Consider the following 26,838-nt stretch of genomic DNA (forward strand, 5'->3'; position numbering starts at 1 on the left):
TGTAGAATCTGTCCCATAGCGCATCCCTCCATTCCTGGCTGAATAGTGCACCATCAAATACCGGGACTAAACACCTAACTCGTGTTCGACTATTCCGCTCTCCGCGCCGTCGCTGCCGTGGTGCAGTCGGGTAGCTTCGAAAAGGCGGCCGGCCTTCTGGGCGTGACACCCTCCGCCGTCTCCCAGCGCGTCAAGCAGCTGGAAGAACGGCTCGGCACCGTGCTGATCGCGCGCGGCAACCCGTGCACCGCGACGGATACGGGCGAATGGCTCTGCCGGCACATGGAGAATGTCGGCATGCTGGAAAGCGAGCTGCTGCACCAGTTGCCGGCCCTCGCCCCGCCCGACGAAACCCGCAAGGCCGTCACACTGCACATTGCAACCAATGCCGACAGCCTCGCGACGTGGTTCCTCACAGCCATAGCGAACTTCTCGAAGGATGCGCCCTATCTGCTGAATGTCGCGATCGACGACGAAGATCACACCGCCGAATGGCTGCAGCGCGGCCGCGTTCTGGCAGCGGTCACCAGCCTTGAGAAACCGGTGCAGGGCTGTCGCCGCCTGTCGCTTGGCACGCTGCGCTACCATGCGACGGCGAGCCCGGACTTCATGGAGCGGCACTTCCCGGCAGGCGTCACGGTCGAGGCGCTGATGCGCGCGCCGTCGCTCGTCTTCAACCAGAAGGACCGCCTGCAGAACCGCTGGGTCCGCCAGGTCTTCGGGCAGGACCTCGCCTGCCCGGCGCATTGGCTGCCTTCAACGCAGGGCTTCATTGATGCGAGCCTTGCCGGCCTGGGGTGGGGTATGAACCCCGAACCGCTCGCTGAAGCGCATCTGAAGACGGGGCGGCTGGTGGCACTGCGCCCACAGACCCCCCTCGACATTCCGCTCTCCTGGCAGATAAACCGCCTCGCCGCGGATCGGCTGGCCGGTCTCACCCGGGAGGTGACGGCGATTGCCCGGCGTTTCCTCTTGTGACAGGAAGGCAAGCATCCTCCTGAGCCACCGAAACTGCGCGCAAGCCGTCGTGCTCGTTGCTCCGGCCAGCAATACAATTCGCCGGCAGCGGCCAGTGCGACCACGCGGCCCCGCAGACGCCGGGATTGCTCCCGGCATCGTCGATCGGCGCGTGGTGCTCACCGCCCCGAGGCCGCCGCAGCGCGCGACCCGCGCAGCTGCCGCGCCGCTTCCACCATGTTCAGGAGCGCCGGCTTTACCTCTTCCCATTTGCGGGTCTTGAGGCCGCAATCGGGATTGACCCAGATCTGGCGATCCTCAAGACGCTCCCGCGCCAGTGTGATGAGGTCTGCCATCTCCTTGACGTCGGGCACGCGCGGCGAATGGATGTCGTAGACACCGGGGCCGATCTCGTTCGGATACTTGAAGCTCCGGAAGGCATCGAGCAGCTCCATCCTGGAACGGGACGTCTCGATGGAGATAACGTCGGCATCCATCGCCGCAATGGCCGCGATGATGTCGTTGAACTCCGAATAGCACATATGGGTATGGATCTGGGTTTCGTCCGCGACGCCCGCCGAAGAAAGGCGGAAGGATTCGATCGCCCAGTCCAGATAGTGCCGCCAGTCCCTGTGGCGCAACGGCAGGCCCTCACGAAGCGCAGCCTCGTCGATCTGGATCAGCTTCGCACCAGCCCTTTCGAGATCCAGAACCTCGTCGCGGATGGCGAGCGCAATCTGCCGGCAAACCGTGCTGCGCGCAACGTCGTCCCGCACGAAGGACCAGTTGAGGATCGTCACCGGCCCCGTCAGCATGCCCTTCACCGGCTTTTCGGTGAGCGACTGGGCGTGACGCCACGACCGTACCGTCATCGGGTTGGGGCGGGAGACGTCGCCGAAAATGATCGGTGGGCGCACATAGCGCGATCCGTAGCTCTGCACCCAGGCGCACTGCGTGAAGGCGAAACCGGAGAGCTGCTCGCCGAAATATTGCACCATGTCGTTGCGCTCGAACTCGCCGTGAACGAGCACATCGAGGCCGATCTCCTCCTGCCAGCGGATGGCGTCCTCGGTCTGCTTCTGCAGGAATGCCTCGTAGTCCTTATAGCTGAGGGTACCTTTGGCATGCGCCGACCGCGCCTTGCGAACCTCGCCGGTCTGCGGGAACGAACCGATCGTCGTCGTCGGAAACAGCGGCAGCCCGATCGCCGCCGCCTGCAGGCGCCGCCGATCCTCGAAGGCATTCATACGCTTCTTCATTCCCCCGTCGATACCGGCCATGCGGCCCTGGACGAGGGGATCAGTCACCTTCGGCGAGGAGGCCCGGGCGGTGATCGCCTGCGTGGCATCGTCGACGGCTTGCCGGACGGCATCCTTGCCCGCGGCCAGGCCCCTGCCGAGGATCGCGAGTTCATCCAGCTTCTGGGTCGCGAAGGACAACCAGGCTTTCAGATCCTCGTCGAGTGCCGTCTCCAGGGAGAGGTCGACAGGGACATGCAGCAATGCGCACGACGCGGCGACCTCGATGGCATCGACCCCGCGCGCGGCAACGACCGGTGCCAACCGCTCCAGAAGGGTGGCAAGGTCTGCACGCCAGATGTTGCGGCCGTCGACGACGCCGAGCGATAGGGTCTGATCGGGACGCATAGCCGCTGCAACCGCATCAAGCTGTTCCGGAGCGCGCACCAGATCGACATGGAGGCCGGCGACCGGAAGCGCGGCCGCGGCATCGAGATTGTCGCCCAACGACCCGAAATAGGTGGTGAGCATGATCTTCAGCTCAGGAACGGCCGCCGCGAAGGCCGCGTACGCCACCTTGAAGGCATGGCGCTCGCCTTCGGTCAGGTCAAGGGCGAGGACCGGTTCGTCCACCTGCACCCAGTCCGCACCGGCGGCGTGCAACCGGCGGAACAACGCTTCATAGACCGGCAGCAGCCTTGTCAGAAGATCGAGCGGCTTGAAGGTCGCGGGACGAGCCTTGGCAAGTTTCAGAAACGTGACCGGTCCAAGCACGACCGGACGCGTATGGATGCCAAGCGTCTTGGCCTCCAGGAAATGATCGACCGGCTTCTGCCCGGTCAGCGTGAAGACCTGATCCTCGCAAACCTCCGGCACCATGTAGTGGTAGTTGGTATCGAACCACTTGGTCATTTCGAGCGCGGGAACGCCGTGGCCGTGATGGGCATGGCCGCAACCGGCGTGCCTCCCCTCCTGGCTGCCGCGCGCCATGGCGAAAGAGACGGACAGCGGCACGTCGCCGCCCTCCCAGCCATAATCCGCCGGGATTGCGCCGACCATGACCGCGGTATCGAGCACATGGTCGTAGAAGGAGAAGTCGTTCGAGGGGATTTTGGTGATCCCGCGATCGCGCTGGAGCATCCAGGCTTCCGCCCGCAGCGTCTTCGCAGTTTCAAGAAGATCGTCTTCGGTGATCCTGCCGGACCAGAAACCTTCGAGCGCGAACTTCAATTCGCGGTGGCGGCCGATGCGCGGAAAGCCGAGAGAGCCGACCGAGAGAGTTTTGTTGGACATTGTCATACCCCATTGGTTGGTGGGGGCATGGGTAAGCGGACGCGTGCGGCCATCCCCGTCAAAGACGGACCGCAGCAACCACCGGGACACCCCGCCCGTGGACGTTGTTTCGTCTTGGCAGGTCTCCTGGCTCACGGGTCGTCACTGCTGTCCGTCTTCCCAAGGCAGGCGCCTCAGTGACATCCTGGACAGCGGCTCACCGCTTACAGTTGCGGGGGCAGCCCCGGCATTGCCGAATGATCGGCGCACCGGATTCCCTCTTAGCCCTGGAGAGGCAGAGCCGCTCCAGGGAACCACGACATCAGGACTTCATGGTATCCGGGCCGGATTGTCAATAGACATAAAGAAATACTTATGCCTTTATGTATTTTTTATCACCCTGGAACTGCCCGCCCCCCCGAGGGCCTGAGCGTGGTGCAAGTCACCGGCGCATCTGCGGGAAACCGGGAACTTTCCGCGGAATTCTGCGCGGCCATCATGGTGCAATCTCGGCGCCGCCGCGGTCTTGATTTGCCGCTTCATCGACGGCGAGGACGGCAGAATACCGACGATTTCGACAACCGCGTCATCGGCATCGAACTCGACGACCTGCTCAGCCTCCCGCGGCGACTGTGCGTGGCCGGCGACGCCAACAAGACGGATGCTATCCGTGCCGTGCTCAAGGGCGGCCATGCCACCCATCTCGTCACCGACATGGCATCCACCGAGCAGTTGCGTCAGGATCAGGCACCCGACGAGTGGTGACAAGCACCAAGCGCGGATAGCGGCCGTGCTGGGGTCGCCCCACCTCAGCGCCGCCTGGTGCGCTCGCCTGCCTTGACAGAGATCCCCTCAAAAGGATCAGCAAACCCTAGCGCGCCACCCAGACGACACGTCATGGCACTCCGCTGATTTCCGATTCGGCAACAAATCGTACGTCAAGGACCATATCCGGGTCATTTTCGGAAAAATTCACCCTATGCGGCTGAAATATTATTGACACAATTCCGTTTCGGAAATTTACTGCTCAAAACAGGCTGAAATGGAAACGCCCCATGACACAGCGTTATGTCGTTGACGATCTGGACCGCGAGATCATCCGTTATCTCTCCGAGGACGGGCGCCTCTCGGCGGCGGAAATCGCTGGCCGGATCGGCAGCGTCTCCGAACGCACGATCCGTAATCGCATCGCCGCCCTGCTCCAGGCGAAGATGATCGTGATCGGCGCCATTCCCGATCCCGTGGCGCTCGGGCGCGACGTGCAGGTCGAGCTTCTGATCGAGGTCGAAGCCGGCAAGATAGAAGACGTTGCCATCCAGCTCGCGGAGTACGAGGAGATCGGCTACCTGGCCGCGACCAGCGGCACAGCCAATCTCAGCGCCTCGCTCTTCGTCGCCGATCACGCGGCGCTTCTCGAATTCATGGATCAGGAACTGGGCAAGCTGCCCGGCGTCAAACGCGTGACGAGTTCGGCGGTCCTGCGGCTCTACAAGGTATTCGGCACGAGAACCACCGCGATCGGCCGCGGCACGGACCTCGGCGGCAAGAAGAAAGGATAACCCATGTTGCGCATTGGGGTGGATGTGGGCGGGACCAATACGGATGCGGCGCTGCTGCGCGGCACCGAGGTTCTGGCAACGGTGAAGGCCTCGACCACGGCGGACGTGACCTCGGGCGTCGGCGCGGCAATCCGCACGGTTCTCGCCGAAGCGGGCATCACCGCCGCCGCCGTCAACGCTGTCATGATCGGCACGACGCATTTCCTCAACGCCGTCGTCGAAGGGCGCCATCTTGAAAAGGTCGGTGTTCTCAGGCTTTGCGGCGCAGCGACGCGCTCTCTGCCGCCGATGATCGACTGGCCCGACACCCTGCGTCCCATCGTCGAAGGCGGCGCAGCCATGGTGGGCGGCGGCGTGAACTATGACGGCTCAGAAATCGCCCCACTTGATGTAGCCGCAGTCCGTGCCGCCTGTCGCGACTGGCGTGCCAAAGGCATCTCCGCCGTCGCGATCTGCTCGGTCTTCGCCCTGGTGGATCCTCGCATGGAAAACGAAGCGGCCGAAATCGTTGCCGAGGAAATGCCGGACGCCGCGATCAGCCTGTCGCACCGTGTCGGCCGTACCGGCCTTCTGCCCCGCGAGAACGCCACGATCCTCAACGCAAGCCTGCACAAGCTCGGCCACGAGACCGTCGGCGCCTTCCGCTCGGCCTTCGTCGCACTCGGCCTCGATTGCCCGCTCTACCTCACCCAGAACGACGGCACGTTGATGGCGGCGGACTTCGCCGAGCGCTATCCGGTCTTCACCATCGCCTCCGGCCCGACCAACTCCATGCGCGGAGCGGCCTTTCTGACCGGACTGTCCGACGCCGCAGTGATCGATATCGGCGGCACCACCACCGATATCGGCATGCTGGTCGCCGGCTTCCCGCGCACCCGCAGCGAAGGGGCGATGATCGGCGGTGTGCCGACCAATTTCCGCGTGCCGGACGTCTATTCCTTCGGCCTTGGCGGTGGCAGCATCGTGCGGTCCGGACCGCCCTCGACAGTCGGCCCGGATTCGGCCGGCTTCCGCCTGCCGGAAAAAGCACTCTGCTTCGGTGGCGACACGCTGACTGCGACGGACATCGCAGTGGCCGCCGGCCTCGTCGATCTCGGGGACCGCGACCGGCTCAGCCACATCACACCCGAATTCGCCCGACAGATGCTGGCGCAGATGAAAGCCAGCATCGAGACGGTTCTCGACCGCATGAAACCGAGCGCCGAGCCGATCCCGGCTATCCTCGTCGGTGGCGGCTCGGTGCTCGTGGAAGGGCTGCTGGAGGGCACCTCGGTGTCGCTGAAGCCGGATCATTTCGGCTCCGCCAATGCGATCGGCGCAGCCATCGCGCAGGTCTCCGGCGAAGTGGACAGCGTCGTCTCCCTGGAAGGCACGACACGGGAGAAGGCACTGGACTCCATCGTTGCCGAAGCGCGCGCACGCGCTGTCGAAGCGGGTGCAGCGCACGAAACGGTGAGTCTTGCCGACATCGAGGAAACGCCGCTGGCCTACCTGCCCGGCAACGCCGTGCGCATCGCGGCGAAAGTCATTGGAGAACTCAGGGCATGAAGTACTGGACGCTCACCGAGGCGGATATCGACCGCATCGCCATCGGCTGCGGCATTCTGGGCACCGGCGGCGGTGGCAGCACCTATCATGCGTCGCTGCGTGCCAAGGCACTGCTGCGCGAGGGCAAGCGCATCCGCATGGTGCGCCCGGCCGACATGGCGCCCGACGCACAGATCATCGGCATCGGCGGTATCGGCGCGCCGACCGTCGGCATCGAGAAGATCGCCGAAGGCGCTGAGGGCGTGCGGCTGCTCCATGCCCTCGAACACCACATGGGCCGCAAGGTCGATGCGCTGCTCGGCGACGAGGTGGGCGGCGGCAACGGCCTTTCACCCATGCTGACCGCCGCCATGGTCGACCTGCCTGTGGTGGATGCCGACGGCATGGGCCGCGCCTTCCCCGAAGTGCAGATGACCACATTCTTCATTCACGGCCAGCCCGTCCAGCCAGCGGCGCTGGCCGATGCGGACGGCAACGTCCTCATCGTCACCGAGGCGACCACGCCGAAGATGCTGGAGAAGTTGCTGCGCGCCAGCACGATCGCCATGGGCTGCACGGCACTGATGACGACGGCGCCCATGTCCGGCGACTTCGTGCGCCGCTACGGCGTGCCGCACACGACGAGCCAGGCCTGGAGCCTCGGCGATGCCGTGCTGAACGCCCGCGCCGCCAAGGAAGATCCGGTGGAAGCGATCCTCAGGCAATCGGGCGGCGTGCGCCTGATGCGTGGCAAGGTCACCGATATCGCCCGTCGCATCGCAGCCGGTTTCAACCGCGGCACACTCACCGTCGCCGGGCTTGACGACGATGCCGGCCGCTCGATCGCCATCGAGATCCAGAACGAATATCTGATCGCCCGCGAAGGCGAGAACATCATCACCATGGTGCCGGACCTGATCTGCATCGTCGATTCCGAGACCGGCCGCGCCATCGGCACGGAGGAATTGCGCTACGGCCTGCGTATCGACGTGCTCTCCATGCCGGCCCCGGTGCTGCTGCGCAGCGCGATCGCGCTTGAATCCGTCGGTCCTCGTGCATTCGGTTATGATTTTGATTTCGTGCCACAGGGCATCAGCACCGATGCCCTCGCCGTCCCCCAATACATCGAAGAAGGCGCCTGAGCGTCCACCCCGGCAACCTCCATGGGAGAACGAAAATGAATCGCCGCAATTTTCTGAAGACAACGGCCCTCGCAACCCTTGCTGCCGTGGGCGCGCGCTGGAACTTCGCCATGGCCGAAGGCGCTGGCAGCATCTTCACGCTTGCCTGCCCGACCAGTTTCCCGGATCTCGACCCCGCCACCTCGTTCTCCAACGACGGTGCGGTGCTCGCCAATGTCTATGAGGGCCTTGCCCGCTACATTCCGGCGACCGACATCGAGGAGGCGAAGATAGAGCCCCTGCTTGCCACCGGCTGGGACGTGAGCACCGACGGCAAGACCTGGACCTTCACCCTCCGGGACGGCGTGAAATTCCACGACGGTAGCCCGCTCACCTCCGAAGCCGTCAAGGGCTCGATCGAGCGCACCAAGAAGATCGGTGGTGGCGCGTCCTTCATCTGGGGACCGGTAACCTCCATCGAAACGCCCGAGCCGTTGAAGGTCGTCTTCCAGCTTTCCGAACCGCAGCCACTCGACCTCATCGCCTCGGCAGGCTTTGCCGCCTGGATCTACGCCCCCTCGGTCCAGGACAAGGACAACGCCTGGTTCAACGCCGGCAACGATGGCGGCACCGGCCCGTTCAAGATCAGCCGCTACGAGCCGGGCCAGCGCGCCGTACTCGACCGCGCAGACGGCTACTGGGGCAAAGTGCCGGAAAACGGCTTCAAGACCGTGTCGTTCGAGATCACCGAGGATGCAACGCTCGCCCAGAACATGATCGAGAGCGGACAGGCCGACTGGACCTACAGCCTGCCTTACGAGAACCTCGAGGCGCTGAAGTCCAATCCGGACCTCAACGTCGTCATCAATCCATCCTTCGAAACGCTGTTTGGCCTCTACAACGTCAAGCGCGCGCCGCTCGACAAGGTCAAGGTGCGCCAGGCCCTGTCGCTCGCCTTCCCCTATGACGACGTGATCACCGCGGGCACGAGCGGTTTCGGTACGCGTGCCAAGGGTGTCGTTCCCGCCGGCATCTGGGGCCACGACGCCCAAGCGCCCATCCCGAAAACCGACCTCGAAGCTGCCAAGGCGCTGCTTGCGGAGGAAGGCATCGAGCCCGGCCTGGAACTGACGATGACCTATTCCTCCGCGCAAGCGATCGAGGCCGTTGCGGGCGAACTCTGGAAGGCCAACCTGGAAACGCTCGGCATCACGCTAAAACTGCAGCCGATGGCCTGGGAGGCCCAGTGGCAACTCGGCAAGTCGAGCCCGGAAGCCGCGCAGGACATTTTCGTCATGTTCTGGTGGCCAACCTTCGTTACGCCTTACGATTATCTCTTCAACCTGTTTCACAGCGAGGAAAAGCCGAACTTCAACCTCGGCTACTACTCCAACCCCGAGGTGGATGCCAAGATCGAAGAGGCGGCCAAGCTCTCGGGCACCGACCGCCCGCGCGCAGAGGCCCTGTTCATCGAAGCGCAGCGCAAGGTGATCGAGGATGCGGCAGCGATCTTCATGCTGGATCAGCCCAACGTCCATGTCATCCGCTCGGACATCAAGGGCTATGCGGACAACCCGGCCTACGGGCACATCACCTTCGTCAACGAACTGAGCCGGTAGGGCGCGTGGGGGTCTGATGGAACTTCTACGCTATATCCTGCGCCGCACGGTCCTTTCCGCCTTCGTGGTGGTGGGCGTGACCTTTCTGGTCTTCGTGGTGGCACAGGTGGTTCCTTCGGATCCCGCAGCACTCTATGCAGGGCCCCGCCCTACGGCCGAGCAGATCGAGAAGGCGCGTCAGGAACTGAACCTCGACGCGTCCCTTCCCGCCCGCTTCGCAACGTTTGCCACAGCCATGGCATCCGGCGACTTCGGCATCTCCTACAAGTCGCGGCGCCTCATTGCCGAGGATCTGCGGGCCTATCTACCGGCGACCCTTGAGCTTGCGATCTTCTCCACCGGCCTTGCGCTGCTGATCGGCATTCCGCTCGGCGTCGTCGCAGCAGCACGGCAGGGCCGATGGCCGGACAGGATCGGCAGCTTCGGCTCCATCGCGGCCGTCGCCATGCCGACCTTCTTCCTCGCGATGATCCTCCAGCTCATTTTTGCTCAATGGCTGGGTATTCTGCCGCTTTCCGGGCGCCTATCGCGCGAGATATCGATCTCCGCACCGCTGCCGATGGTGACCGGCTTCAATATGATCGATGCGCTGCTCGCCGGCCGGCTGAACGCCTTCGGAAGTGCGCTGACCCATCTGATCCTCCCGGCCCTGACACTGGCCTCCTATCCGGCCGGCGTTGCCATGCGGCTGACGCGCTCGGCGATGATCGAAATCCTCGAACGCCGTCATGTTGTCGCCGCCCGCGCGCTCGGTCTTTCCGAACCGCGCATCCTGTTCGGCCATGCATTGCCCAACGCCATGGGGCCGGCATTGACGGTGATCGGCCTTTCCTTCGCCTACGCTCTGACGGGCGCGGTCCTGGTGGAGATCATCTTCGCCTGGCCAGGCCTCGGCCGCTATGTCTCCGAAGCGATCCTCGCCAAGGATTTCCCCGTCATCGCTGCCGTCACCATGGTGGTGACGATCTGCTATGTCGTGATGAACCTCTTGATCGACATCGCCCAGGCTCTGGTCGATCCACGGGTGGCGCTCTCATGAATAAGCTCGTTCAACGCCTCGGCTGGCCAGGCACCATCGCGCTTGCGGTCGTCGTCCTTTTCTTCGCCGTCGCCATTCTGGCGCCCTGGATCGCGCCGTACCCGGCGCAGGGCGCCGGCGCACCCAATGTGGCGGCAAAGCTCTCCCCGCCATCCGCGGACTACTGGCTCGGTACGGACCATCTCGGCCGCGATATCCTGAGCCGCATCATCTACGCCACCCGCATCTCCCTCACAAACGGCGTGCTGATCGTCGCCTTCTCGCTGCTCATCGGTCTGCCGGTCGGCCTCGCAGCCGGCTATTTCGGCGGCTGGATCGACGAGGCGCTGATGCGCGGCACGGACGTCTTCCTTGCCTTCCCAGCACTGCTACTGGCGGTGCTGATGGCCGCAGCGCTTGGCCCGGGCTTCCTTAACAGCGTCATTGCCGTCGCCGTAACCTGGTGGCCCTGGTATGCACGTCTCGCCCGGGCGGAGGTGCTGGTGTTGCGTGGCCAGCCCTATGTCGAGGCCGCACGGCTTGCCGGCGTCTCCCATCCGCGCATCATCATCCGCCATATCCTGCCGGCGACCGGGCGCCCGCTGACCGTGCAGGCTGCGCTTGACGTCGGGCCGGCGCTGCTGACGGCCGCCGCACTCTCCTTCCTCGGCCTCGGTGTGCTGCCGCCGACTGCCGACTGGGGCCAGATGGTCGATGCCGGCCGGAAGTTCTTCCCGGCGCGCTGGTGGTACTCGGCCATGCCCGGCATGACCATCTTCATCATCGCACTCGCCTTCAGCGTGCTCGGTGATGCGTTACGCGACCGCAAGGGAGGTGCTGCCCGTGGCTCTGCTTGATGTCCGCAACCTCTCCGTCAGCATCCCAACACCCGACGGCGACGTCCATGCCGTACGCTCGGTCGATCTCCAAATCGAGCGCGGCCAAATCCATGGCGTGATCGGCGAATCCGGCTGCGGCAAGACCATGACTGGCATGGCAGCGCTCGGCCTTGTGCCGAAGGGCGCCCGCATCGCTGCCGACCGATTCCATTTCGACGGCGAAGACCTCCGGGAAAATGCCCGGGGGTTGCGCGGCCGGCGGATCGGCCTTATCTCGCAGGATCCGGCGGCCGCGCTCAATCCCGTGCTCAGCATCGCCCGCCAGCTCGACGACGTGATCCGCGCCCATCGCGACCTGCCCCGGTCGGTCCGCCAAGCAGAGGCAACGGCGCTGCTGGCCGCAACCGGCCTTCCAGACCCGGAAAAGGTGCTGAAGAGCTACCCGCACCAGCTCTCAGGCGGCATGCAGCAGCGCGTGGTCATCGCCCAGGCACTGGCGACCGGTGCGGATTTCCTGATTGCCGACGAGCCGACGACGGCACTTGACGTTTCGGTCGGCGCGCAGGTGCTGGCGCTTCTGCGCAAACTCGTCAACGAGCGCGGCCTCACGGTACTGATGATTACCCATGACATGGACGTCATTGCGGAGGCCTGCGACCGCGCCACCGTGCTCTACGCAGGGCGTTCCGTCGAAACGGGGCCGGTCGGTGCGATACTCCGGCACCCCGCCCATCCCTATACGCGTGCCCTGCTTTCGGCCCTTCCCGATGCCGCGCCGCATGGCGCGCGCCTCGCCGCCATCGAGGGCTCCATCCCGCCGCCGCGGTCTGCAATTGTCGGCTGCGCCTTCGCCCCACGCTGTCCGCAGGCGATGCCCGTCTGTTCTGCCACGGCGCCGCCGGGACGCCGTCGTGATACCCACCATTGGCTCTGCCATCTACCGGAGGATGCGGCGTGACTTCGGCCCCCATTCTCGACATCGACACGCTTATCATCCGCTACCGCGCCGGCCTCTTCGCCGCATGTCCGAAACCGGCGGTCAACGGCGCGAGCTTCCGCCTTGAACAGGGGGAGACGCTGGGCATCGTTGGAGAAAGCGGTTCGGGCAAAACGAGCCTGCTGCGCGCCATTCTCCGGCTGCTACCGGTCGAAAGCGGTACGATCCGCCTGGAAGGTCAGGACTGGCTGGCCCTGAAGGGCGATGCGCTCCGCCAGGCGCGGCAGAAGATCGGCGTCGTCTTGCAGAATCCCTTCCTGTCGTTGAGCCCGCGGCTGACCATCGAAGAAATCCTTGCCGAACCCATGCTGGCGGCAGGCAGGCGCAATGGCCCTGCAATGCGCGAAAGGATCGCCGGGCTTCTCTCCGACTGCGGCCTTCCCGCCGACTTCCTTGGCCGGCGCGCCCGCGAACTGTCGGGCGGCCAGGCACAGCGCGTCGCCATTGCGCGGGCACTGGCATTGGAACCTCACCTGCTTATCCTCGACGAGCCGACATCGGCGCTCGATGTCTCCGTACAGGCACAGATCCTGAACCTGCTCTCCGATCTCAAGGCCAGCCGCGGTCTCTCAATGCTCTTCGTCACCCACAACCTGAAGGTCGTCGCGCATGTTTCCGACACCCTGCTCGTCATGCGCCGCGGCGACGTCATCGAGTTCGGCAGGACCGGGGACGTGATCCGCGCGCCCACCGCGGCCTATACCCGTGAACTGCTCTCGTTTGGACGCAAAGCGGTTTCCAACTGACCAGGTGCGTGGTCTTGGCCGGATGAAGACGGGCGGCACCAAAGCCTTTTCACCTGTTCAAAGGTGCCAGCAGGACATCGAGAGCATGGACTTTCCAGCCTCTGCAGGAAGGTACAGCGAAGCGCTGCCTGTCCTTGTCCCACAACGTTTTTAGGACTGTCGATCGGGACGTTCATGGGTGGACATGCCACCGGTGCCGCAGCGGTTGGAAGAAGGTGATACGCATTGTGTCTGCTTTTCACAGTGTCGGGCACGACAAAAGCCGTGCCCGTCTCTTCGATACCGAACTCAGCCCTTCAGGCGGGTCCAGATACGGTCGCGCAGTTCGCGCGCCTTGCCGGTGCAGTCCTGCGTCGGCACGAGACGCGAGGCGAATTCCTCCGGCATGTTGATCGCGTCCATCTTGCGCCATTGCTCGCTGAGGAACTGGTCGGCCTGGGTGGCATTGGCATTGGCATAGGCGATGGCGTTGGAGACGGCAGCGGCGTTTTCCGGGGCCATCATCCAGTTGATGAAAATCTTCGCGTTTTCAGGATGAGGCGCGTTTGCCGGCACCGCGAAATTGTCGCGGAACATCGGCGTACCCTCCTTCGGATATCCGCACGAAATGTCCGGCGGCATGCGCCAGCGCGTCATGATCGCCATGGCGATCCTTTGCAAACCCGACCTCCTGATCGCGGACGAGCCGACCACGGCGCTCGACGTGACCGTGCAGGCCGAGATCCTCGCATTGCTGAAGACGATCCAGCGCGAGACCGGCATGGCCATCCTGCTCATCACCCACGACATGGGTATCGTTGCCGAGATCGCCGATAGGGTCGTGGTTATGCTGCACGGCAACGTGGTCGAGAGCGGCGATGTCGCCGCCATCTTCAACGCGCCCCGGCATGAGTATACCCGCCGGCTGCTCGACGCGGCGCCCAAGCTCAGCCTGCGCCTAGAAACCGGCGTCGAACCGGTATCGAGCCCGGCAGCGCAGCCGGCGCCCGAAATACCGCGCGAGCCGAGCGCAGTTCTGAGCGTTCGCAACCTCGTGACACGTTTTGCCGTGCGCCAGGGTATGTTCCACCGCGTGGTGGCGAATGTCCACGCGGTGGAAGGCGTCTCCTTCGACCTCAAGGAAAAGGAAACGCTCTCGCTGGTGGGAGAAAGCGGTTGCGGCAAGTCGACTACCGGCAGAAGCATCATGCGGCCGATACAGCCCGACAGCGGCGAAATCCTGCTGCAGGGCAAGAACCTGCAGGAAATCAGAGCATCGGAGATGGTGGACATGCGCAAGCGTATCCAGATGCTCTTCCAGGATCCCTATGCATCGCTCAATCCCCGCATGTCCGTCGAACAGATCGTCGCCGAACCGCTGCACATCCACCGCGTGGGAAGCGCGGCTGAAATCCGGGACCGGGTCTTTACCCTGCTCGAAAGGGTGGGTCTCACGCGGGCGCAGGCAGAACTTTACCCCCACCAGTTCTCCGGCGGCCAGCGGCAGCGCATCTGCATTGCCCGGGCCCTCGCACTGAACCCCAAGGTGATCATCGCCGACGAGCCAGTCTCTGCGCTCGACGTGTCGATCCAGGGGCAGATCCTCGACCTTCTTGCAGAGCTTCAGGAGGAGTTTTCCATCTCCATCCTGTTCATCTCCCATGACATGGCAGTGGTCGAACGCGGCAGCGACCGTATCGCCGTCATGTATCTGGGAGAGATCATCGAGATCGGGCCGCGCAATGCTGTGCTCGGCTCACCGGCCCATCCCAACACGCGGCAGCTTCTGGACGCCGTGCCGATCGTGCACCCCGATCACCGCCGCGAGCGTATGCTTGCGGCACGGGAGCTCAAGAGCCCGATCCGTCCGGTGGGATACCGGCACGAAGCGGTGCCAATGACAGCGGTCGGCGTCGGACACTACGCGCGTCTGGCCTGATCGGTGCGGCGGCGGCAAAGGCCGCCGGCCAGACCCCGAAACCGGCTCTTCATCCCTCCGCCATTGCGGCGGGCTGCGCGCCATGCCGGCAAGGCGCGACGACAGGACGAAAGACATGCTGCGCCAGGACAGGCCGAACTGGATCCTCTTGATCGCCGTCGCGGCCATCGGCCTCAACCTGCGCCCTTTCCTGACGAGCATCGGACCGCTTGTCGAGGATATCAGTGTCGCAACCGGTCTTGGCTCCTACGGCATCGCCTCGCTGACATTCGTTCCGATGGCCCTGATGGGTTTCCTTGCGTTTCTGGGCCCTGCCCTGCAACGCCTCGCCGGCGCGCGACGGGTGCTGATCACCGCGCTTGTCATCGTCTGCATCGGCACGTTGTCGCGGCTGTTTGTCACCAGCGCCTGGGTGATGGTGGCAAGCGCCGCGGTGACCGGGCTTGGCGTCGCCATCGTCCAGGCGATCTTTCCCGGCGTCATCAAGCAGCTGTTTCCCGGGCGCGTGGCCTTCGTGATGGGCCTCTACTCCGCCATGCTGCTCGGTGGCGGCGCGATCGGTGCCCAGATCCTGCCAATGATTGCCGAAAGGACCGGGGATTGGCGCATCGGGCTCGGGTCTCTCGCCATTCTGGGGGTTCTGGCGGTGTCGCTTGTCTGGTTTGCCCTGCCGGGCGGGAACGTCCCGGCGCCGGAGCGGAACATCGTCGGGACTCTCCTTGGCCGTCCGCGAACCTGGTTGCTGATGGTCTTCTTCGGGCTGGCGAACGGCGGCTACTCCTCGGTGGTCGCCTGGCTCGCCTCCTACTACAGGGAGCACGGCTGGACCGCATCGGCCAGCGGCAGCCTCCTTGCGATCATGGCGATCTGCCAGGCGTTCGCCGCATTGGCGGTTCCGATGCTCGCGAGCCGGACCGGACGTGACCACCGCCCCTGGCTGTGGCTCACTCTTGCCTGCCAGTTCATCGGCTTTTCCGGCTTCGCTTTGGCCCCGGACGCCGCTCCCTTCCTGTTCGTGGTGCTGACCGGCATGGGCTTCGGTGGCTGCTTCGCCCTGTCCCTTGTTGTGACGCTCGATCATTTTTCCGATTCGGCCCGCGCCGGCGCCCTGTCGGCATTGGTGCAGGGTGGCGGGTTCCTCCTGACGGCGCTACCGCCCCTGATCGTTTCAAGCCTGCACGACCTGACGGGCGGCTTTGAAGCGGGCTGGAAGTGGCACATGGGTGCGATCGCCGTTGCAGCCATCCTGTCGGTTCGTTTCTCTCCAAAAAGATATGACCGTTCATGGCAATGCCCGTGATGACGAGAAAGGCCCGGCCGGAATCGCGCCCGGCAACCCGCCCCAAAAATCTAGGTATGTTCTCTCTTCCGTTTGATGGACCCCCATGAGAGATGATAGATCGTTCTCGGCTGAGCGCGGCCACACCGCAGGAACACGCTTTGGGAGGAGCCGTTTCATGTGCCGATTACAGTGTCGGGCCACGACGCATCTGTGTGGCGCTTGATGGAAACGCCACAGCTGCCAGCCTTGCGATCATACCATTCCTGGATCGCGAACGAGACACTGGAAGACTATTCTCTCCGATACGCAGCCACGTCGTTTCGCCGTTGGTCGCCATTTGTCATCGCCAACACCGCGCTCGGCGGTATTTCGTTCCTCGCCCTTGAGGCTATCGGCGGTGCGATCACGCTCAGCTACGGCTTCGCCAACGCCTTTCCGGCAATCCTGGTAACCTGCCTGTTCGTTTTCGTGACAAGCCTGCCGATCGCCTACTATTCCAGCCGCTACAACATCGATATGGATCTGTTGACGCGCGGTGCGGGCTTTGGCTACATCGGATCCACGATCACCTCGCTGATCTACGCAACCTTCACCTTCATATTCTTCGCGCTCGAAGGCGTGATCATGGCGCAGGCGCTCAATCTGTTCGCCGATGTGCCGCTCGTTCTGGGCTATGTCATCTCCTCGGTCGTCATCATCCCGATCACCTTCATGGGCGTGACGCTGATCAGCAAACTGCAGCTTCTGTCGCAGCCGATCTGGATCGCCCTGCATTTGACGCCTTTTGCCTACATCCTGCTCGCGCATCCCGACACGCTCGACGAATGGGCCGCCTTCGTCGGCAGCGACATGGGCAGCGAAGGGTTCAATTTCCTTGCTTTCGGCTCGGCCATCGGCGTTCTGTGCGCCCTGTCCATCCAGATCGGCGAACAGGTCGACTACTTGCGCTTCCTGCCCGACAAGACACGCGAGAACCGTTTTCGCTGGTGGGCGGCGGTGGTCGCCGCAGGTCCGGGCTGGATTGTCGTCGGCGGCTTCAAGATCCTGTGCGGCAGCCTGCTGGCGGTGCTCGCGATCCAGGCCGGCCTGTCGCGGTCGACAGCGCTTGAACCCATCCACATGTACATCATCGCCTACCAGTATGTGAGCACGGACCCGCGCATCGTGCTCGCCCTTGCCGCGGTTTTCGTGCTGATCTCGCAGGTGAAGATCAACGTCACCAACGCCTATGCCGGCTCGCTGGCGTGGTCCAATTTCTTCTCGCGCGTCACCCACTACCACCCGGGCCGGGTCGTCTGGCTGGTGTTCAACATCCTGATCTCGCTGCTGTTGATGCTACTCGGCATCTTCCAGACGCTGGAATTGGTGCTGGCAGTCTATTCGATCATTGCGGCAGCGTGGATCGGCTCGATCTTCGCTGATCTCGCCATCCTGAAGCCGTTGGGGATCAGCCCGGCATACCCGGAGTTCCGGCGCGCCTATCTCTACAACTTCAATCCTGTCGGCTGCGGCTCGATGGCGCTGGCATCGTTCGTTGCGCTTGTCTGTTTTTCCGGCGTTCTCGGCGTCATGATGCAGGCCTATGCCGCGCCGATCGCTTTTGCCACGGCCCTTGTCAGCGCCGTGGCGATCGGCATCGCCACCAAGGGGCGCTACTATCTCGCACGCCCGCCCGTCGATCTACCGGCGGCGAAGTTGGATGCCAATCTCTGCGCCATCTGCGGCGTCACATACGAACGCTCCGACATGGTGCACTGCACCTTCTACGAGCAGCCGATCTGCTCGCTGTGCTGCAGCCTGGATTCGCATTGCCATGACGTCTGCAAGTCGCCAGGCGGCGGCCTCGAAAGTTCGCGCTATTTCGGCCAGACGCTGCCGCACATGCGCGACAAGATCGCGCCCCGCATGGGGCAGCGTCTGCTCAAGGTGGCAGGCGTGCTGTTTGCCCTGGCGGTGATTGCCGGCGGCGTGTTCCTGCTGACCTACCGGTTGATCGAGCCGGGGTCGGAACAGCCGCATCTAGCAAACGGCCAACTGCTTCTCAGGGTCTTTCTCGCGCTGTTGCCGCTGCTCGGTATCGGCGCCTGGTGGATCGTCCTGTCCCAGGAGAGCCGTGAGCTCGCCGAACGCGATCTCGTCGCCTCGCTGGAAAAGCTGCGCCAGACACAGAGGGACCTTGCGAGCAACGAACGCCTCGCAGCCATCGGCCAGATCACCGCAACCGTCAGCCACGAACTGCGCAACCCCCTGGGCACCTTGGTGACGTCAGCCGATGTCTTGCGCCGCTCGTTGAAGAGTGCCGACGAACCTGTGCTCTCCGAATTGCAGCGTCTGCAACGAAACGCCTGGCGCTGTGTCCGAATCATCGAAGACCTGCTCGACTTCTCGCGCCGGCACGCACTGACGCTGACGCCAATTCTGATCGACCGGTGGGTCGCCCAGCAAGTCGCCGAGCAGGATAATGCGCGGCCGATCCAGCTGGAACTTGCCGCCGGATGCAGGATATCCGCCGATGGCGAGCGGCTGCGGCAGGCCTTTTGCAACGTCCTGGCCAATGCCGTCCAGGCTTGCGAGGGGAACGCGGATGACGCGGTGATCACCGTTTCGACCCGCTGCGAGGCCGACAGCGCCATCATCTGCGTCGCCGACAACGGCGCCGGCATGTCGCGCGAAACGGCGGCACGGGTGTTCGAGCCGCTGTTCAGCACCAAGGCATTTGGCGTGGGGCTGGGCATGCCCCTGGTCAAGCGTATCGTCGAGCAGCATGGCGGCTCGGTGCTGATCGAAAGCGAACAGGGCGCGGGCACGCGCGTATCGATCGTTCTCCCGCGGGCGGGTGCGGCCTCATCATGACGGACCTGACCGACCTGCACAGCGATCTTGTTGGCGACGATGTCATCCCGCATGGGACGGACCCGGCGGAAAGGAAGCGTGTCCTCATCGTCGACGACGACGAGGACTTCGCCGCAAGCCTCGCCGGATTGCTCGAGCTTGAGGGTTACCAGACGATCACGGCCCACGATCCACCGACCGCCCAAAGCGCTCTGGCCTCGTGCCAGCCGGCCGTTGCCCTGGTCGATGTGCGGTTGGGTATCGGCAACGGTGTCGAACTGGTCCGGGCGTTCCGGCAGCAGAGCCCCGACCTTATCTGCCTGATGGTGACGGCCTATGCCTCGGTCGAGACGGCAGTTGAGGCGTTGCAGGCCGGCGCCTACGACTACCTGTGCAAGCCATTCCACAGCGCCGACCTGCTGGCGACCCTCGAGCGCTGTTTCGAGCGGACCCGGCTGATGGAGGAAAAGCGCCTGGCCGCCGAGCGGCTCGGCCAGATGCAGCGCATCGAGGCGATGGGCCAGCTGACCGGTGGTATCGCACATGACTTCAACAACATCCTGGCCGTCCTGCTGGCCAATTTGCGCTGGCTGCAGGAGCATGTGCAGGCTGAACCCCACCTGGCCGAGATGGTCGACGACGCGCTCGAGGCCGTGAAGGCCGGGACGGACCTGACCTCCCGGCTTCTCAATTTCGGCCGCCGGGAAGGAGGCGATGCCGTCTGCATTCGCCTGGATGAAGCGCTGCCGGACCTGATGCGCGTGTTGCGCCGTACGCTGGACGGTAAGATCGATTTGTCGCTCCAGCTGGCTGATGGCCTGCACGCTGTCGAGGTTCATCCGGCGCAGCTCGAAACCAGCTTGCTCAACCTGGCGCTCAACGCGCGCGATGCGATGCCGGACGGCGGCACTCTTCGGTTCGAGGCCTGCAATCTTGCCCTCCGGCCAGACGATGCCCGCGTGGCGTCAGGCCTGCCGCCTGGTCAATATGTGGTCATTTCGGTCATCGACACCGGGCACGGGATGCCCGCGGCGGTGCAACGCCGGGCGCTCGAACCGCTCTTCAGTACCAAGCCTGCTGGAAAGGGCAGCGGCCTCGGCCTGTCGATGGTGGATGGCTTCGCCCGCCAGTCCGGTGGGCGCCTCGGCATTTCCAGCAAGCCCGACGAGGGGACCCGGATCAATCTCTACCTGCCTCGCGCGCCTCAGTCCCTCACCTGAGGGGTAAACATGTAGCCAACGCCGCGAATGGTCTTGATGAGCTGCGGATCGCGCGGATTGTCCCTGAGCTTGCGACGTATCTTGCCGATCAGCACGTCGATGCTGCGGTCATAGGGAGACCAGTTGCGGTTGGCGACGATATCGAGAATTTGCTCACGCGAGAGAATGCGGCCGCGCCGCTCGACAAGCGCCGAGAGTATCTGGAACTCCTGGCTGGTGAGCCGAACATTCTCGCCGTTCGGCGACGCCAGTTTGTAACGCGCCGGATCGAGCCGCCATCCATCGAAACAAACGGCCTCCGAGGGATCGGCCTCCATCGCCTCGGGAAGGACGATCCGCTTGGCAAAGCGCCGCATCACCGTGCGGACACGCGCCAGAAGCTCGCGCGGTTCGAAGGGTTTGGTGATATAGTCGTCGGCACCCAGTTCGAGACAGACGACCTTGTCAATCGTGCTGTTCTTGCCCGACAGCATGATAAGCGGCAGATCATATTGCGAGCGCATGCTGCGCGCGAGCGTTACCCCGTCCTCCCCGACCGGAAAGCCGAGATCGAGGATAACGAGATCGAACGCCTCATCGGCCAATGCACGCCGCATCGAGCGCCCGTCATGGGCGCTGACAGTCGCATAGCTTTCGCTCGTCAGGAATTTTTCCAGAAAGCTGCACAGCCGGCGATCGTCGTCGACAATAAGGATGCGTGATCTCAGTTCGGCAACGGACATGCCGCTACGATAGTCGCAATTCGGGGGCGCGGTCGAGAAGGGAAGATGGCATTTGGTCGCGACCTGCATCGCGCAAGAACAGGCGAAGGCGGACCTGCACCTTCCAAATACGGGAAGGATTTCATAATCAATTGAAAATGCTATCTAAAACGAGACGATCGCAGCACGCAGCGCGCACTGCCCGCACCCATTCCGGTTACAAAAAATTACAAAGCAGCCTGCATTCCGATGCATGGCGATTACATGCGGTTCCTATCGTGGTCACGCACGGTGATGCCGGGCGGCACTGCCCAGCGCAAGAACGAGGGAGGCGCACGCCACCTCTTGCACACCGGCATTGAGGAGGAACAGCCGCATGCCACAGACAGTATTCTCAGTCGATCTGAACAAAGCGCCCGAAGATCATGCCATCAAGACACACAATCGGTGGCATCCGGATATTCCGATGGTCGATCACCTCAAGCCCGGACATACCTATCGGGTGGAGTGCCATGACTGGACGGGAGGCCAGATTGGCAACAACGACAGCGCCAACGATGTCCGCGACGTCGATCTGACCCGCGTCCACTATCTCAGCGGCCCGTTCGGCGTCGATGGCGCGGAACCCGGCGACCTGCTGGTCGTCGACATTCTCGACCTCGGTGCGAAACCCGACTCGGAATGGGGCTTCAACGGCCTGTTCGCCAAGGAAAACGGCGGCGGCTTCCTCACCGAGCATTACCCCGAAGCCAGCAAGTCCTGCTGGGATTTTCACGGGATCTACACGACGTCGCGCCACATTCCGGGCGTGCGTTATCCCGGCATCATCCATCCCGGCCTGATCGGCTGCCTGCCGGACCACAAGCTGCTCGCCGAAGCCAACCGGCGCGAAGCCGAACTGGTGGCGACCGATCCCGGCCGCGTTCCGCCACTGGCAGCGCTGCCCTATGCCGACACCGCATTGATGGGGCAACTGAAGGGCGACGCTGCCAAGAAGGCCGCCGCCGAGGCATGGCGCACGGTTCCGCCGCGCGAACATGGCGGCAACTGCGACATCAAGAACCTGTCGCGCGGCTCGAAAGTCTATTTCCCTGTTTATGTGAAGGGTGGCGGCCTCTCGATGGGCGACATCCATTTCTCACAGGGCGATGGCGAGATCACCTTCTGCGGCGCCATTGAGATGGCCGGCTGGGTCGACATCAGCGTCGATGTCATCAAGGGCGGCATGGCGAAATACGGTGTCATCAACCCGATCTTCAAACCGAGTCCGATCGACCCGCATTTCGATGACTATCTCATCTTCGAAGGCATCTCGGTCGATGAGCACACCGGCGAACAATATTACCTCGACGCCCATGTCGCCTATCGCCGGGCCTGCCTCAACGCGATCGAGTATCTCAAGAAGTTCGGCTATTCCGGCGAGCAGGCCTACATGATCCTGGGAACGGCGCCGGTGGAGGGGCGCATTGCCGGCATCGTCGATATCCCCAACGTCTGCGCCACGCTGGCCATACCGACGGCGATCTTCGACTTCGACATAAACCCCAATGCGCTCGGGCCGAAGAAGCAGAACTTCAAGGCAGACGTCGCCAAGACGAGTTGATCAGACCGCACAACAACAATGAAGCGACGGTCAGGCCCTGCCCTGGCCGTTGCTCTCCTGGGAGGGGGTTTCATGCTGCTCGGATTTGCCTTGCTTTATGTCGGCGCAGTCCTGTTTCTCAACGGGCTTTGGCTTCTCGGAAAAATCGAGGACCGGGAAATCATCGTCATCAATGTCGTCTCCGGTTTCGTGACGCTGTCCGCGTCGCTGGCCTGGGCGTTCGGCCCCAATGCCGACGCGGCCTCCATCAAGGGTGCCGCGCTGACGATCCTGTTTTCGGCAACCTATTTCTGGGTGGCCTACAACAGGGTGGTGAAGGTGGACGGACGCGGCCTCGGCTGGTTCAGCCTGTTTGTCGCCATCACCACCATTCCGGTGTCTGTGCAAGGGCTTTCCTCCGCCCAGACATCGATCGATTTCTGGCTGGCGTCCAACTGGGTGATCTGGGGGATCCTGTGGTTCCTGTATTTCCTGTTGCTCGCAATGCAGCGGCCGATCCTGCGCCTGACAGCGGTCGTCACGCTGCTGGCCGGCATCGTCACCGGCTGGTTGCCAGGTTTCCTGCTGCTGGACGGCAAGCTGTGATGCCGGCTCGGCGCACCGCGCGGCAACACGATTGATCGCGTGCGGGCGGGCAAGGACTGGCGGCCCGCCCATTTTCTAGATTCATGACTTTTGGGGAGACTGGCAATGCCGCTCTACAACTACGTTTGTAACGATTGTGGACCGTTTGAAGAATGGGTGTCGATGCAGGATGCGCTCAAAGCCTGCGCATGCCCGCAATGCGAAGAACAGAGCAACCGGGACATGGCTACACCACGCCTCAGCCTGATGAACGGCAAACTGCGCGGTGCCCTTACACGTTCGGAAGCAAGCGGCAGCGAGCCGAAGGTCGTGAAGAAGGCACATCTCGCCGGTTGCGGTTGTGCCTTGTGCAAGATCGGCAACAAGCCGACGCCGACCCGCAAGAAGTGGATGATCGGCCACTGAGCGCGAGAGCACCCGATGGCCGGCACGTCGGGTTGCTCCTGTTCCGGGGGGCGGCACAGGAGGCTGCCCCCGGATGCCGGTCAGCACATCTGCGGACTTCCCATATCGATATCGATGGGTCTCGAATGGCGGATAATCCCAATGTCCGTAGATAGACATAGGAGAGCAAGCGTAACCCCTGCCCTCCTGGGAGATTCGTCAGAGGCTTCACGAAACCGCGAATTTTACCGTCACGCCGCGCTGCCGAAAGTAAGCTTCCATCAGCTTTCTACCGGAACGGTTGCTGTGCGCGAGCCTGGCCGGGTCAAATATCGCCTCTTTTAGGCCTTCCCGCGCCAACGCTGACTTGAGAATCGCGATATGCGCATCAATATCCGCATTGTCCGCTTGGATCGATTCATAAATGCGGTTTTTTGCTTCAGCTACGGTCGGTTCGCTCACAGAGACACTCCTGTTTGTAATTTAGGTGGCGCTTACCACGTTTTTCGCCTTGCCCCTACGGCATATCGTCAAACCACCGGCGTGATCATCAATCACAAAGTCCCGTGGCATTGCATCGCGCCAGGAAAACCCATGCAGAACGGCTATATATAGAGTGAGTTTCAATGGTCGGATGCCCGACGAACTGCTGAACGAGAGCCTGTTCTTCGGCCTCGATCATGCCCGCAGTGCCATGGCCGAGTGGGCAGATGACGTCCACCATTTCCGGCCGCACTCATCGCTCGGATACCAGGCCCCGGCAGACTATGCCGGGTCCATCGCCGCAACCGGCTCCTACGCTGCGCAAGATGAAAGCTTCGCGTTTCCGTCGGATGCTCCCGCCGTGCCACTTGGCGTAGTCAGAATTGATCAGAATCGCCGAGGCTCTAGTCGCAGCTGGATGAGATTCAGTGGCAGGTCACTGGGTTTCCGTCTCCGTTACCGATTTCGTTGGCATTCTACGGATGTGGCTGGCGGCGTGGAAAAGGCGGTTTGTTTTGGCGGCGTCAAACGCAGAAAGCCCTCCCCGCTGGAAAGGCTTTTAGATTTGGTTGCGGAGGCCTGAGTACACAGAGACTGGTAAGGGCATGGCTCTTGAACCGACGCGACCTGTAACCCTCGACTTTTTGACTGCTTATACCGTTGAATATACATCACAAAGTCGAGCTTCAAGAGTTTGCAACATGCCTTCGTATTAGAGAGAGGTCGCGAGAGCAGTCGCCGCTATCGCGACATCTCGCCGCGGCCAGCTACGAGGAAATCACGCAGCAATCACTGCAGCGTTGTTGTCTGGCGCTGCTGCCCTCTCATGCTTAATGCCTTCTGCGTTTTCCAGCATGATGCGCAGGATCGACGGAAGGGCCCGCTTGAAAGCCTGCACACAGGTGGGATCGAACTGGGACCCCGCTCTTCCAAGAATATGCTCCACCGCCTTCTCGACACTCCAAGCTTCCTTGTACGGGCGGGCGGTGGTCAGCGCATCGAAATTGTCTGCAAGGGCAACGATACGTCCCGAAAGGGGGATTGCCGATCCTGTCAGTCGCAGCGGATATACCTGACTATCCCACCGTTCGTGATGGCTCCCGGCGATTTCGGCGGCCAATTGCAGGAGGCTCGACTTGGATTCATGCAGGATATCGCAGCCCACTGTGTGTGCTTCTGCATTTCAGCAAACTCCTGCTCGGTCAGCATACCCTTCGTGAGCAGCACAGCATCCGGAATGGCGACCTTTCCGATGTCGTGCATGGGAGAGGCGAGCCTGATGTCCGAACAGAGCGTCGTAGGCAGGCCGAACTCCAGCGCGATGGCCTCGGAGTATTCACCAACACGCTTGGTATGCTTTGCCGTTTCCGCATCTTTGTAGCTCGCGGCAAGCGTGAGCCGCTCGATGATCTCCTCCTCGCGGGAACGTAGTTCAGATACCGCCTTGTCGACTTCGGCTCTCAGCCACGCGGCCTTGTCGGCGAGCTTATTTTGCGCATCGACGAGTGCAACGAGGTTGCGCATCCGCGCCTGGAATTCGAGCAGATTGACAGGCTTCGTCAGAAAATCGATCGCGCCGGCGTCAAGTGCAGCCATGCGAACCGCTGTATCGCCATCTTGTTCCTTTGCCCGATACGGGCCTCATCCTGAAACCAAATCTCTATGCGTTTTCCTCGGGCCGCTCCAGTGACAGAGATTGCCCCTGGAGCGCAAGGCGAAGAAACGGCGGCCTGCGAAGTCTTTCCCGGCGTCCTGACAAGCTGTCGTCCCTGGTCATAGGTAGGCGAGTTTCACCCGGAGCGGGCTCCCCGCGCCGGGCTGATGCAGTTTTCCCTTGAGACCGTTTTGGTCTCATGATATAGGTGACAGATGAGGATCATTGCCCGCCGCACCTTGCGCGAATTTGTCGAAAGCCTCGCGGGGCAGAAAGAGCAGCCAGCCGTCAAGGCCGCGCTCGATGCCTGGTTCGACGAAGTCAGCAAGGCGCAATGGGCAAGCACCGCCGATGTGAAGCGGCTCTACGCGACGGCGAGCATCGTCAGCGCCGAGCGGATCGTCTTCAACATCAAGGGCAATGACTACCGCCTTATCGTGTCGGCGGACTTCGAGAAGGGTATCGTCTGGATCAAGTGGCTGGGCACGCATAAGGCTTATGACAGGATCGACGTGAAGGAGATCGAGCATGGCAACTGACCTGAAGCCGATCCGCACGGAAGCGGATTACGAAGAGGCGCTGGCCGAGGTCGAACGGCTGTGGGGCGCCAAGAGCGGCACGCCGAAAGGCGACCGGCTGGACGTGCTGGCCACGCTGATCGACGCCTACGAGACGAAGCACTATCCGATGGACCCGCCCGATCCGGTGGAAGCGATCCGCTTCCGCATGGAGCAGCAGGGGCTCACCCGCAAGGACCTGGAGCCGATGATCGGCCCGCGCAACCGGGTGGCGGATGTGCTGAACCGCAAGCGCAGCCTGTCGATCGACATGATCCGGCAGTTGCACAGCAGCCTCGGGATTTCGGCCGAGGTGCTCATCCGGCCGAGCCGGATGGACAAGGTTGCGTAGGAGTGATCGCCGATGACCCGCATTGCCCTCTACGCCCGCTATTCGTCCGACAATCAGCGCGAGGCGTCGATCGAGGACCAGTTCCGTATCTGTCGGGAGCGGGCGAAGCGCGAACAGTGGAAGATCGTCGGCAGCTACAAGGATGCGGGCATCTCGGGCGCGAGCATGATCCTGCGTTCCGGCATCCAAGCGCTTCTGCAGGACGCGCAGGCGGGTCAGTGCGATATGGTGCTGGCCGAAGCGCTGGACCGCATCTCGCGTGACCAGGCCGACGTCGCCACCTTCTACAAGTGTTGATTGCCACTGATGGGTTGGATGCCCCTCCCACCGGCATCGCATTGTGCCAAGATGGTGATGCGTTACGTCACCAACAC

The 26,838-nt window shown here is 63.1% G+C and carries 23 protein-coding genes, 3 pseudogenes and 1 riboswitch; of the genes and pseudogenes, 21 read left to right on the forward strand and 5 right to left on the reverse strand.

Translation table 11 applies throughout. The features are described 5' to 3' along the window. The first annotated feature begins 81 nt into the window (after nt 1-81). Nucleotides 82-978 (forward strand): LysR family transcriptional regulator ArgP, encoded by an 897-nt coding sequence (locus AKG11_RS30520; RefSeq protein ID WP_050746688.1) that lies wholly within the window; start codon nt 82-84, stop codon nt 976-978. Nucleotides 979-1,136: 158 nt separating this feature from the next. Here AKG11_RS30520 and metE read toward each other — a convergent pair whose 3' ends face one another. Next, nucleotides 1,137-3,488, reverse strand: a complete 2,352-nt coding sequence (gene metE / locus AKG11_RS30525; protein ID WP_050746689.1) for a 5-methyltetrahydropteroyltriglutamate--homocysteine S-methyltransferase — start codon at nt 3,486-3,488, stop codon at nt 1,137-1,139. 98 nt (nt 3,489-3,586) lie between these two features. Beyond that, nucleotides 3,587-3,801, reverse strand: a riboswitch (cobalamin riboswitch). A 98-nt stretch (nt 3,802-3,899) separates the two neighbouring features. On the opposite strand from metE, the gene AKG11_RS30530 reads away from it, so the two are divergent. From AKG11_RS30530 to AKG11_RS30570, 9 genes are all read left to right on the forward strand, one after another. Next, nucleotides 3,900-4,232, forward strand: a complete 333-nt coding sequence (locus AKG11_RS30530) for a sugar-binding domain-containing protein (RefSeq protein WP_245290284.1) — start codon at nt 3,900-3,902, stop codon at nt 4,230-4,232. 290 nt (nt 4,233-4,522) lie between these two features. Next, nucleotides 4,523-5,026, forward strand: a complete 504-nt coding sequence (locus AKG11_RS30535; protein ID WP_023515766.1) for an Lrp/AsnC family transcriptional regulator — start codon at nt 4,523-4,525, stop codon at nt 5,024-5,026. 3 nt (nt 5,027-5,029) lie between these two features. Further along, nucleotides 5,030-6,574: a hydantoinase/oxoprolinase N-terminal domain-containing protein gene (locus tag AKG11_RS30540; RefSeq protein WP_082342845.1), complete on the forward strand. Its 1,545-nt coding sequence runs from the start codon at nt 5,030-5,032 to the stop codon at nt 6,572-6,574. Further along, complete coding sequence (locus AKG11_RS30545; RefSeq protein WP_023515764.1) at nt 6,571-7,695, forward strand: DUF917 domain-containing protein; 1,125 nt, start codon at nt 6,571-6,573, stop codon at nt 7,693-7,695. Before AKG11_RS30540 ends, AKG11_RS30545 begins: the two co-directional genes overlap by 4 nt. 35 nt (nt 7,696-7,730) lie before the next feature. After that, a complete protein-coding gene (locus AKG11_RS30550; protein ID WP_050746691.1) occupies nt 7,731-9,293 on the forward strand; it encodes an ABC transporter substrate-binding protein in 1,563 nt (520 codons plus the stop codon). 16 nt (nt 9,294-9,309) lie between these two features. Further along, nucleotides 9,310-10,332, forward strand: coding sequence for an ABC transporter permease (locus tag AKG11_RS30555; RefSeq protein ID WP_050746692.1), 1,023 nt, complete (start codon nt 9,310-9,312; stop codon nt 10,330-10,332). Beyond that, nucleotides 10,329-11,168: an ABC transporter permease gene (locus AKG11_RS30560; protein WP_050746693.1), complete on the forward strand. Its 840-nt coding sequence runs from the start codon at nt 10,329-10,331 to the stop codon at nt 11,166-11,168. Before AKG11_RS30555 ends, AKG11_RS30560 begins: the two co-directional genes overlap by 4 nt. Beyond that, a complete protein-coding gene (locus tag AKG11_RS30565; protein WP_050746694.1) occupies nt 11,155-12,108 on the forward strand; it encodes an ABC transporter ATP-binding protein in 954 nt (317 codons plus the stop codon). Before AKG11_RS30560 ends, AKG11_RS30565 begins: the two co-directional genes overlap by 14 nt. Beyond that, the gene (locus tag AKG11_RS30570; protein WP_050746695.1) at nt 12,105-12,893 is read left to right on the forward strand and encodes an ABC transporter ATP-binding protein; all 789 of its coding nucleotides are present in this window, start codon (nt 12,105-12,107) and stop codon (nt 12,891-12,893) included. Before AKG11_RS30565 ends, AKG11_RS30570 begins: the two co-directional genes overlap by 4 nt. Before the next feature lie 288 nt (nt 12,894-13,181). Here AKG11_RS30570 and AKG11_RS30575 read toward each other — a convergent pair whose 3' ends face one another. Beyond that, nucleotides 13,182-13,469, reverse strand: a complete 288-nt coding sequence (locus AKG11_RS30575) for an extracellular solute-binding protein (RefSeq protein WP_197284042.1) — start codon at nt 13,467-13,469, stop codon at nt 13,182-13,184. Between the two features lie 31 nt (nt 13,470-13,500). Here AKG11_RS30575 and AKG11_RS30580 point away from each other — a divergent pair, with 31 nt between their 5' ends. From AKG11_RS30580 to AKG11_RS30595, 4 genes are all read left to right on the forward strand, one after another. Next, a complete protein-coding gene (locus tag AKG11_RS30580) occupies nt 13,501-14,811 on the forward strand; it encodes a dipeptide ABC transporter ATP-binding protein (protein WP_082342849.1) in 1,311 nt (436 codons plus the stop codon). A gap of 115 nt (nt 14,812-14,926) precedes the next feature. Next, nucleotides 14,927-16,111, forward strand: coding sequence for a cyanate transporter (locus tag AKG11_RS30585; protein WP_050746698.1), 1,185 nt, complete (start codon nt 14,927-14,929; stop codon nt 16,109-16,111). Nucleotides 16,112-16,315: 204 nt separating this feature from the next. After that, a complete protein-coding gene (locus AKG11_RS30590; protein ID WP_037408880.1) occupies nt 16,316-18,946 on the forward strand; it encodes an ATP-binding protein in 2,631 nt (876 codons plus the stop codon). Further along, nucleotides 18,943-20,145 (forward strand): sensor histidine kinase, encoded by a 1,203-nt coding sequence (locus AKG11_RS30595; protein WP_050746699.1) that lies wholly within the window; start codon nt 18,943-18,945, stop codon nt 20,143-20,145. The genes AKG11_RS30590 and AKG11_RS30595 overlap by 4 nt, the downstream gene beginning before the upstream one ends. Here AKG11_RS30595 and AKG11_RS30600 read toward each other — a convergent pair. Beyond that, a complete protein-coding gene (locus AKG11_RS30600) occupies nt 20,130-20,867 on the reverse strand; it encodes a winged helix-turn-helix domain-containing protein (protein ID WP_037408894.1) in 738 nt (245 codons plus the stop codon). The two genes, AKG11_RS30595 and AKG11_RS30600, sit on opposite strands and share 16 nt — an antisense overlap. A gap of 355 nt (nt 20,868-21,222) precedes the next feature. On the opposite strand from AKG11_RS30600, the gene fmdA reads away from it, so the two are divergent. The 3 genes from fmdA (at nt 21,223) to AKG11_RS30615 (ending at nt 23,439) form a co-directional block, all read left to right on the forward strand. Then, a complete protein-coding gene (fmdA, locus tag AKG11_RS30605) occupies nt 21,223-22,449 on the forward strand; it encodes a formamidase (RefSeq protein ID WP_024271341.1) in 1,227 nt (408 codons plus the stop codon). A gap of 72 nt (nt 22,450-22,521) precedes the next feature. Beyond that, complete coding sequence (locus AKG11_RS30610; RefSeq protein ID WP_050746700.1) at nt 22,522-23,034, forward strand: AmiS/UreI family transporter; 513 nt, start codon at nt 22,522-22,524, stop codon at nt 23,032-23,034. Between the two features lie 105 nt (nt 23,035-23,139). Further along, a complete protein-coding gene (locus tag AKG11_RS30615) occupies nt 23,140-23,439 on the forward strand; it encodes an FmdB family zinc ribbon protein (RefSeq protein ID WP_050746701.1) in 300 nt (99 codons plus the stop codon). Nucleotides 23,440-23,646: 207 nt separating this feature from the next. On the opposite strand, the gene AKG11_RS30620 is transcribed toward AKG11_RS30615, so the two are convergent. Next, a complete protein-coding gene (locus AKG11_RS30620) occupies nt 23,647-23,880 on the reverse strand; it encodes a hypothetical protein (RefSeq protein ID WP_050746702.1) in 234 nt (77 codons plus the stop codon). A 93-nt stretch (nt 23,881-23,973) separates the two neighbouring features. Here AKG11_RS30620 and AKG11_RS33960 point away from each other — a divergent pair. Beyond that, nucleotides 23,974-24,278 (forward strand): annotated as a pseudogene (locus AKG11_RS33960) (transposase); the annotation flags it as partial. A 401-nt stretch (nt 24,279-24,679) separates the two neighbouring features. Here the strand turns inward: AKG11_RS33960 and AKG11_RS30630 are convergent. Then, nucleotides 24,680-25,497: pseudogene (locus tag AKG11_RS30630) on the reverse strand (HD domain-containing phosphohydrolase). 273 nt (nt 25,498-25,770) lie between these two features. Here AKG11_RS30630 and AKG11_RS30635 point away from each other — a divergent pair. The 3 genes and pseudogenes from AKG11_RS30635 to AKG11_RS30645 form a co-directional block, all read left to right on the forward strand. After that, the gene (locus AKG11_RS30635) at nt 25,771-26,094 is read left to right on the forward strand and encodes a type II toxin-antitoxin system HigB family toxin (protein WP_050746705.1); all 324 of its coding nucleotides are present in this window, start codon (nt 25,771-25,773) and stop codon (nt 26,092-26,094) included. Next, entirely contained in the window at nt 26,084-26,464 is a 381-nt protein-coding gene (locus AKG11_RS30640) for a helix-turn-helix domain-containing protein (protein ID WP_050746706.1), read from the forward strand. Before AKG11_RS30635 ends, AKG11_RS30640 begins: the two co-directional genes overlap by 11 nt. A gap of 12 nt (nt 26,465-26,476) precedes the next feature. Next, nucleotides 26,477-26,755 (forward strand): annotated as a pseudogene (locus AKG11_RS30645) (recombinase family protein); the annotation flags it as partial. Nucleotides 26,756-26,838: the final 83 nt, after the last annotated feature.

The organism is Shinella sp. SUS2 (assembly GCF_001262505.1).
Classification (GTDB): domain Bacteria; phylum Pseudomonadota; class Alphaproteobacteria; order Rhizobiales; family Rhizobiaceae; genus Shinella.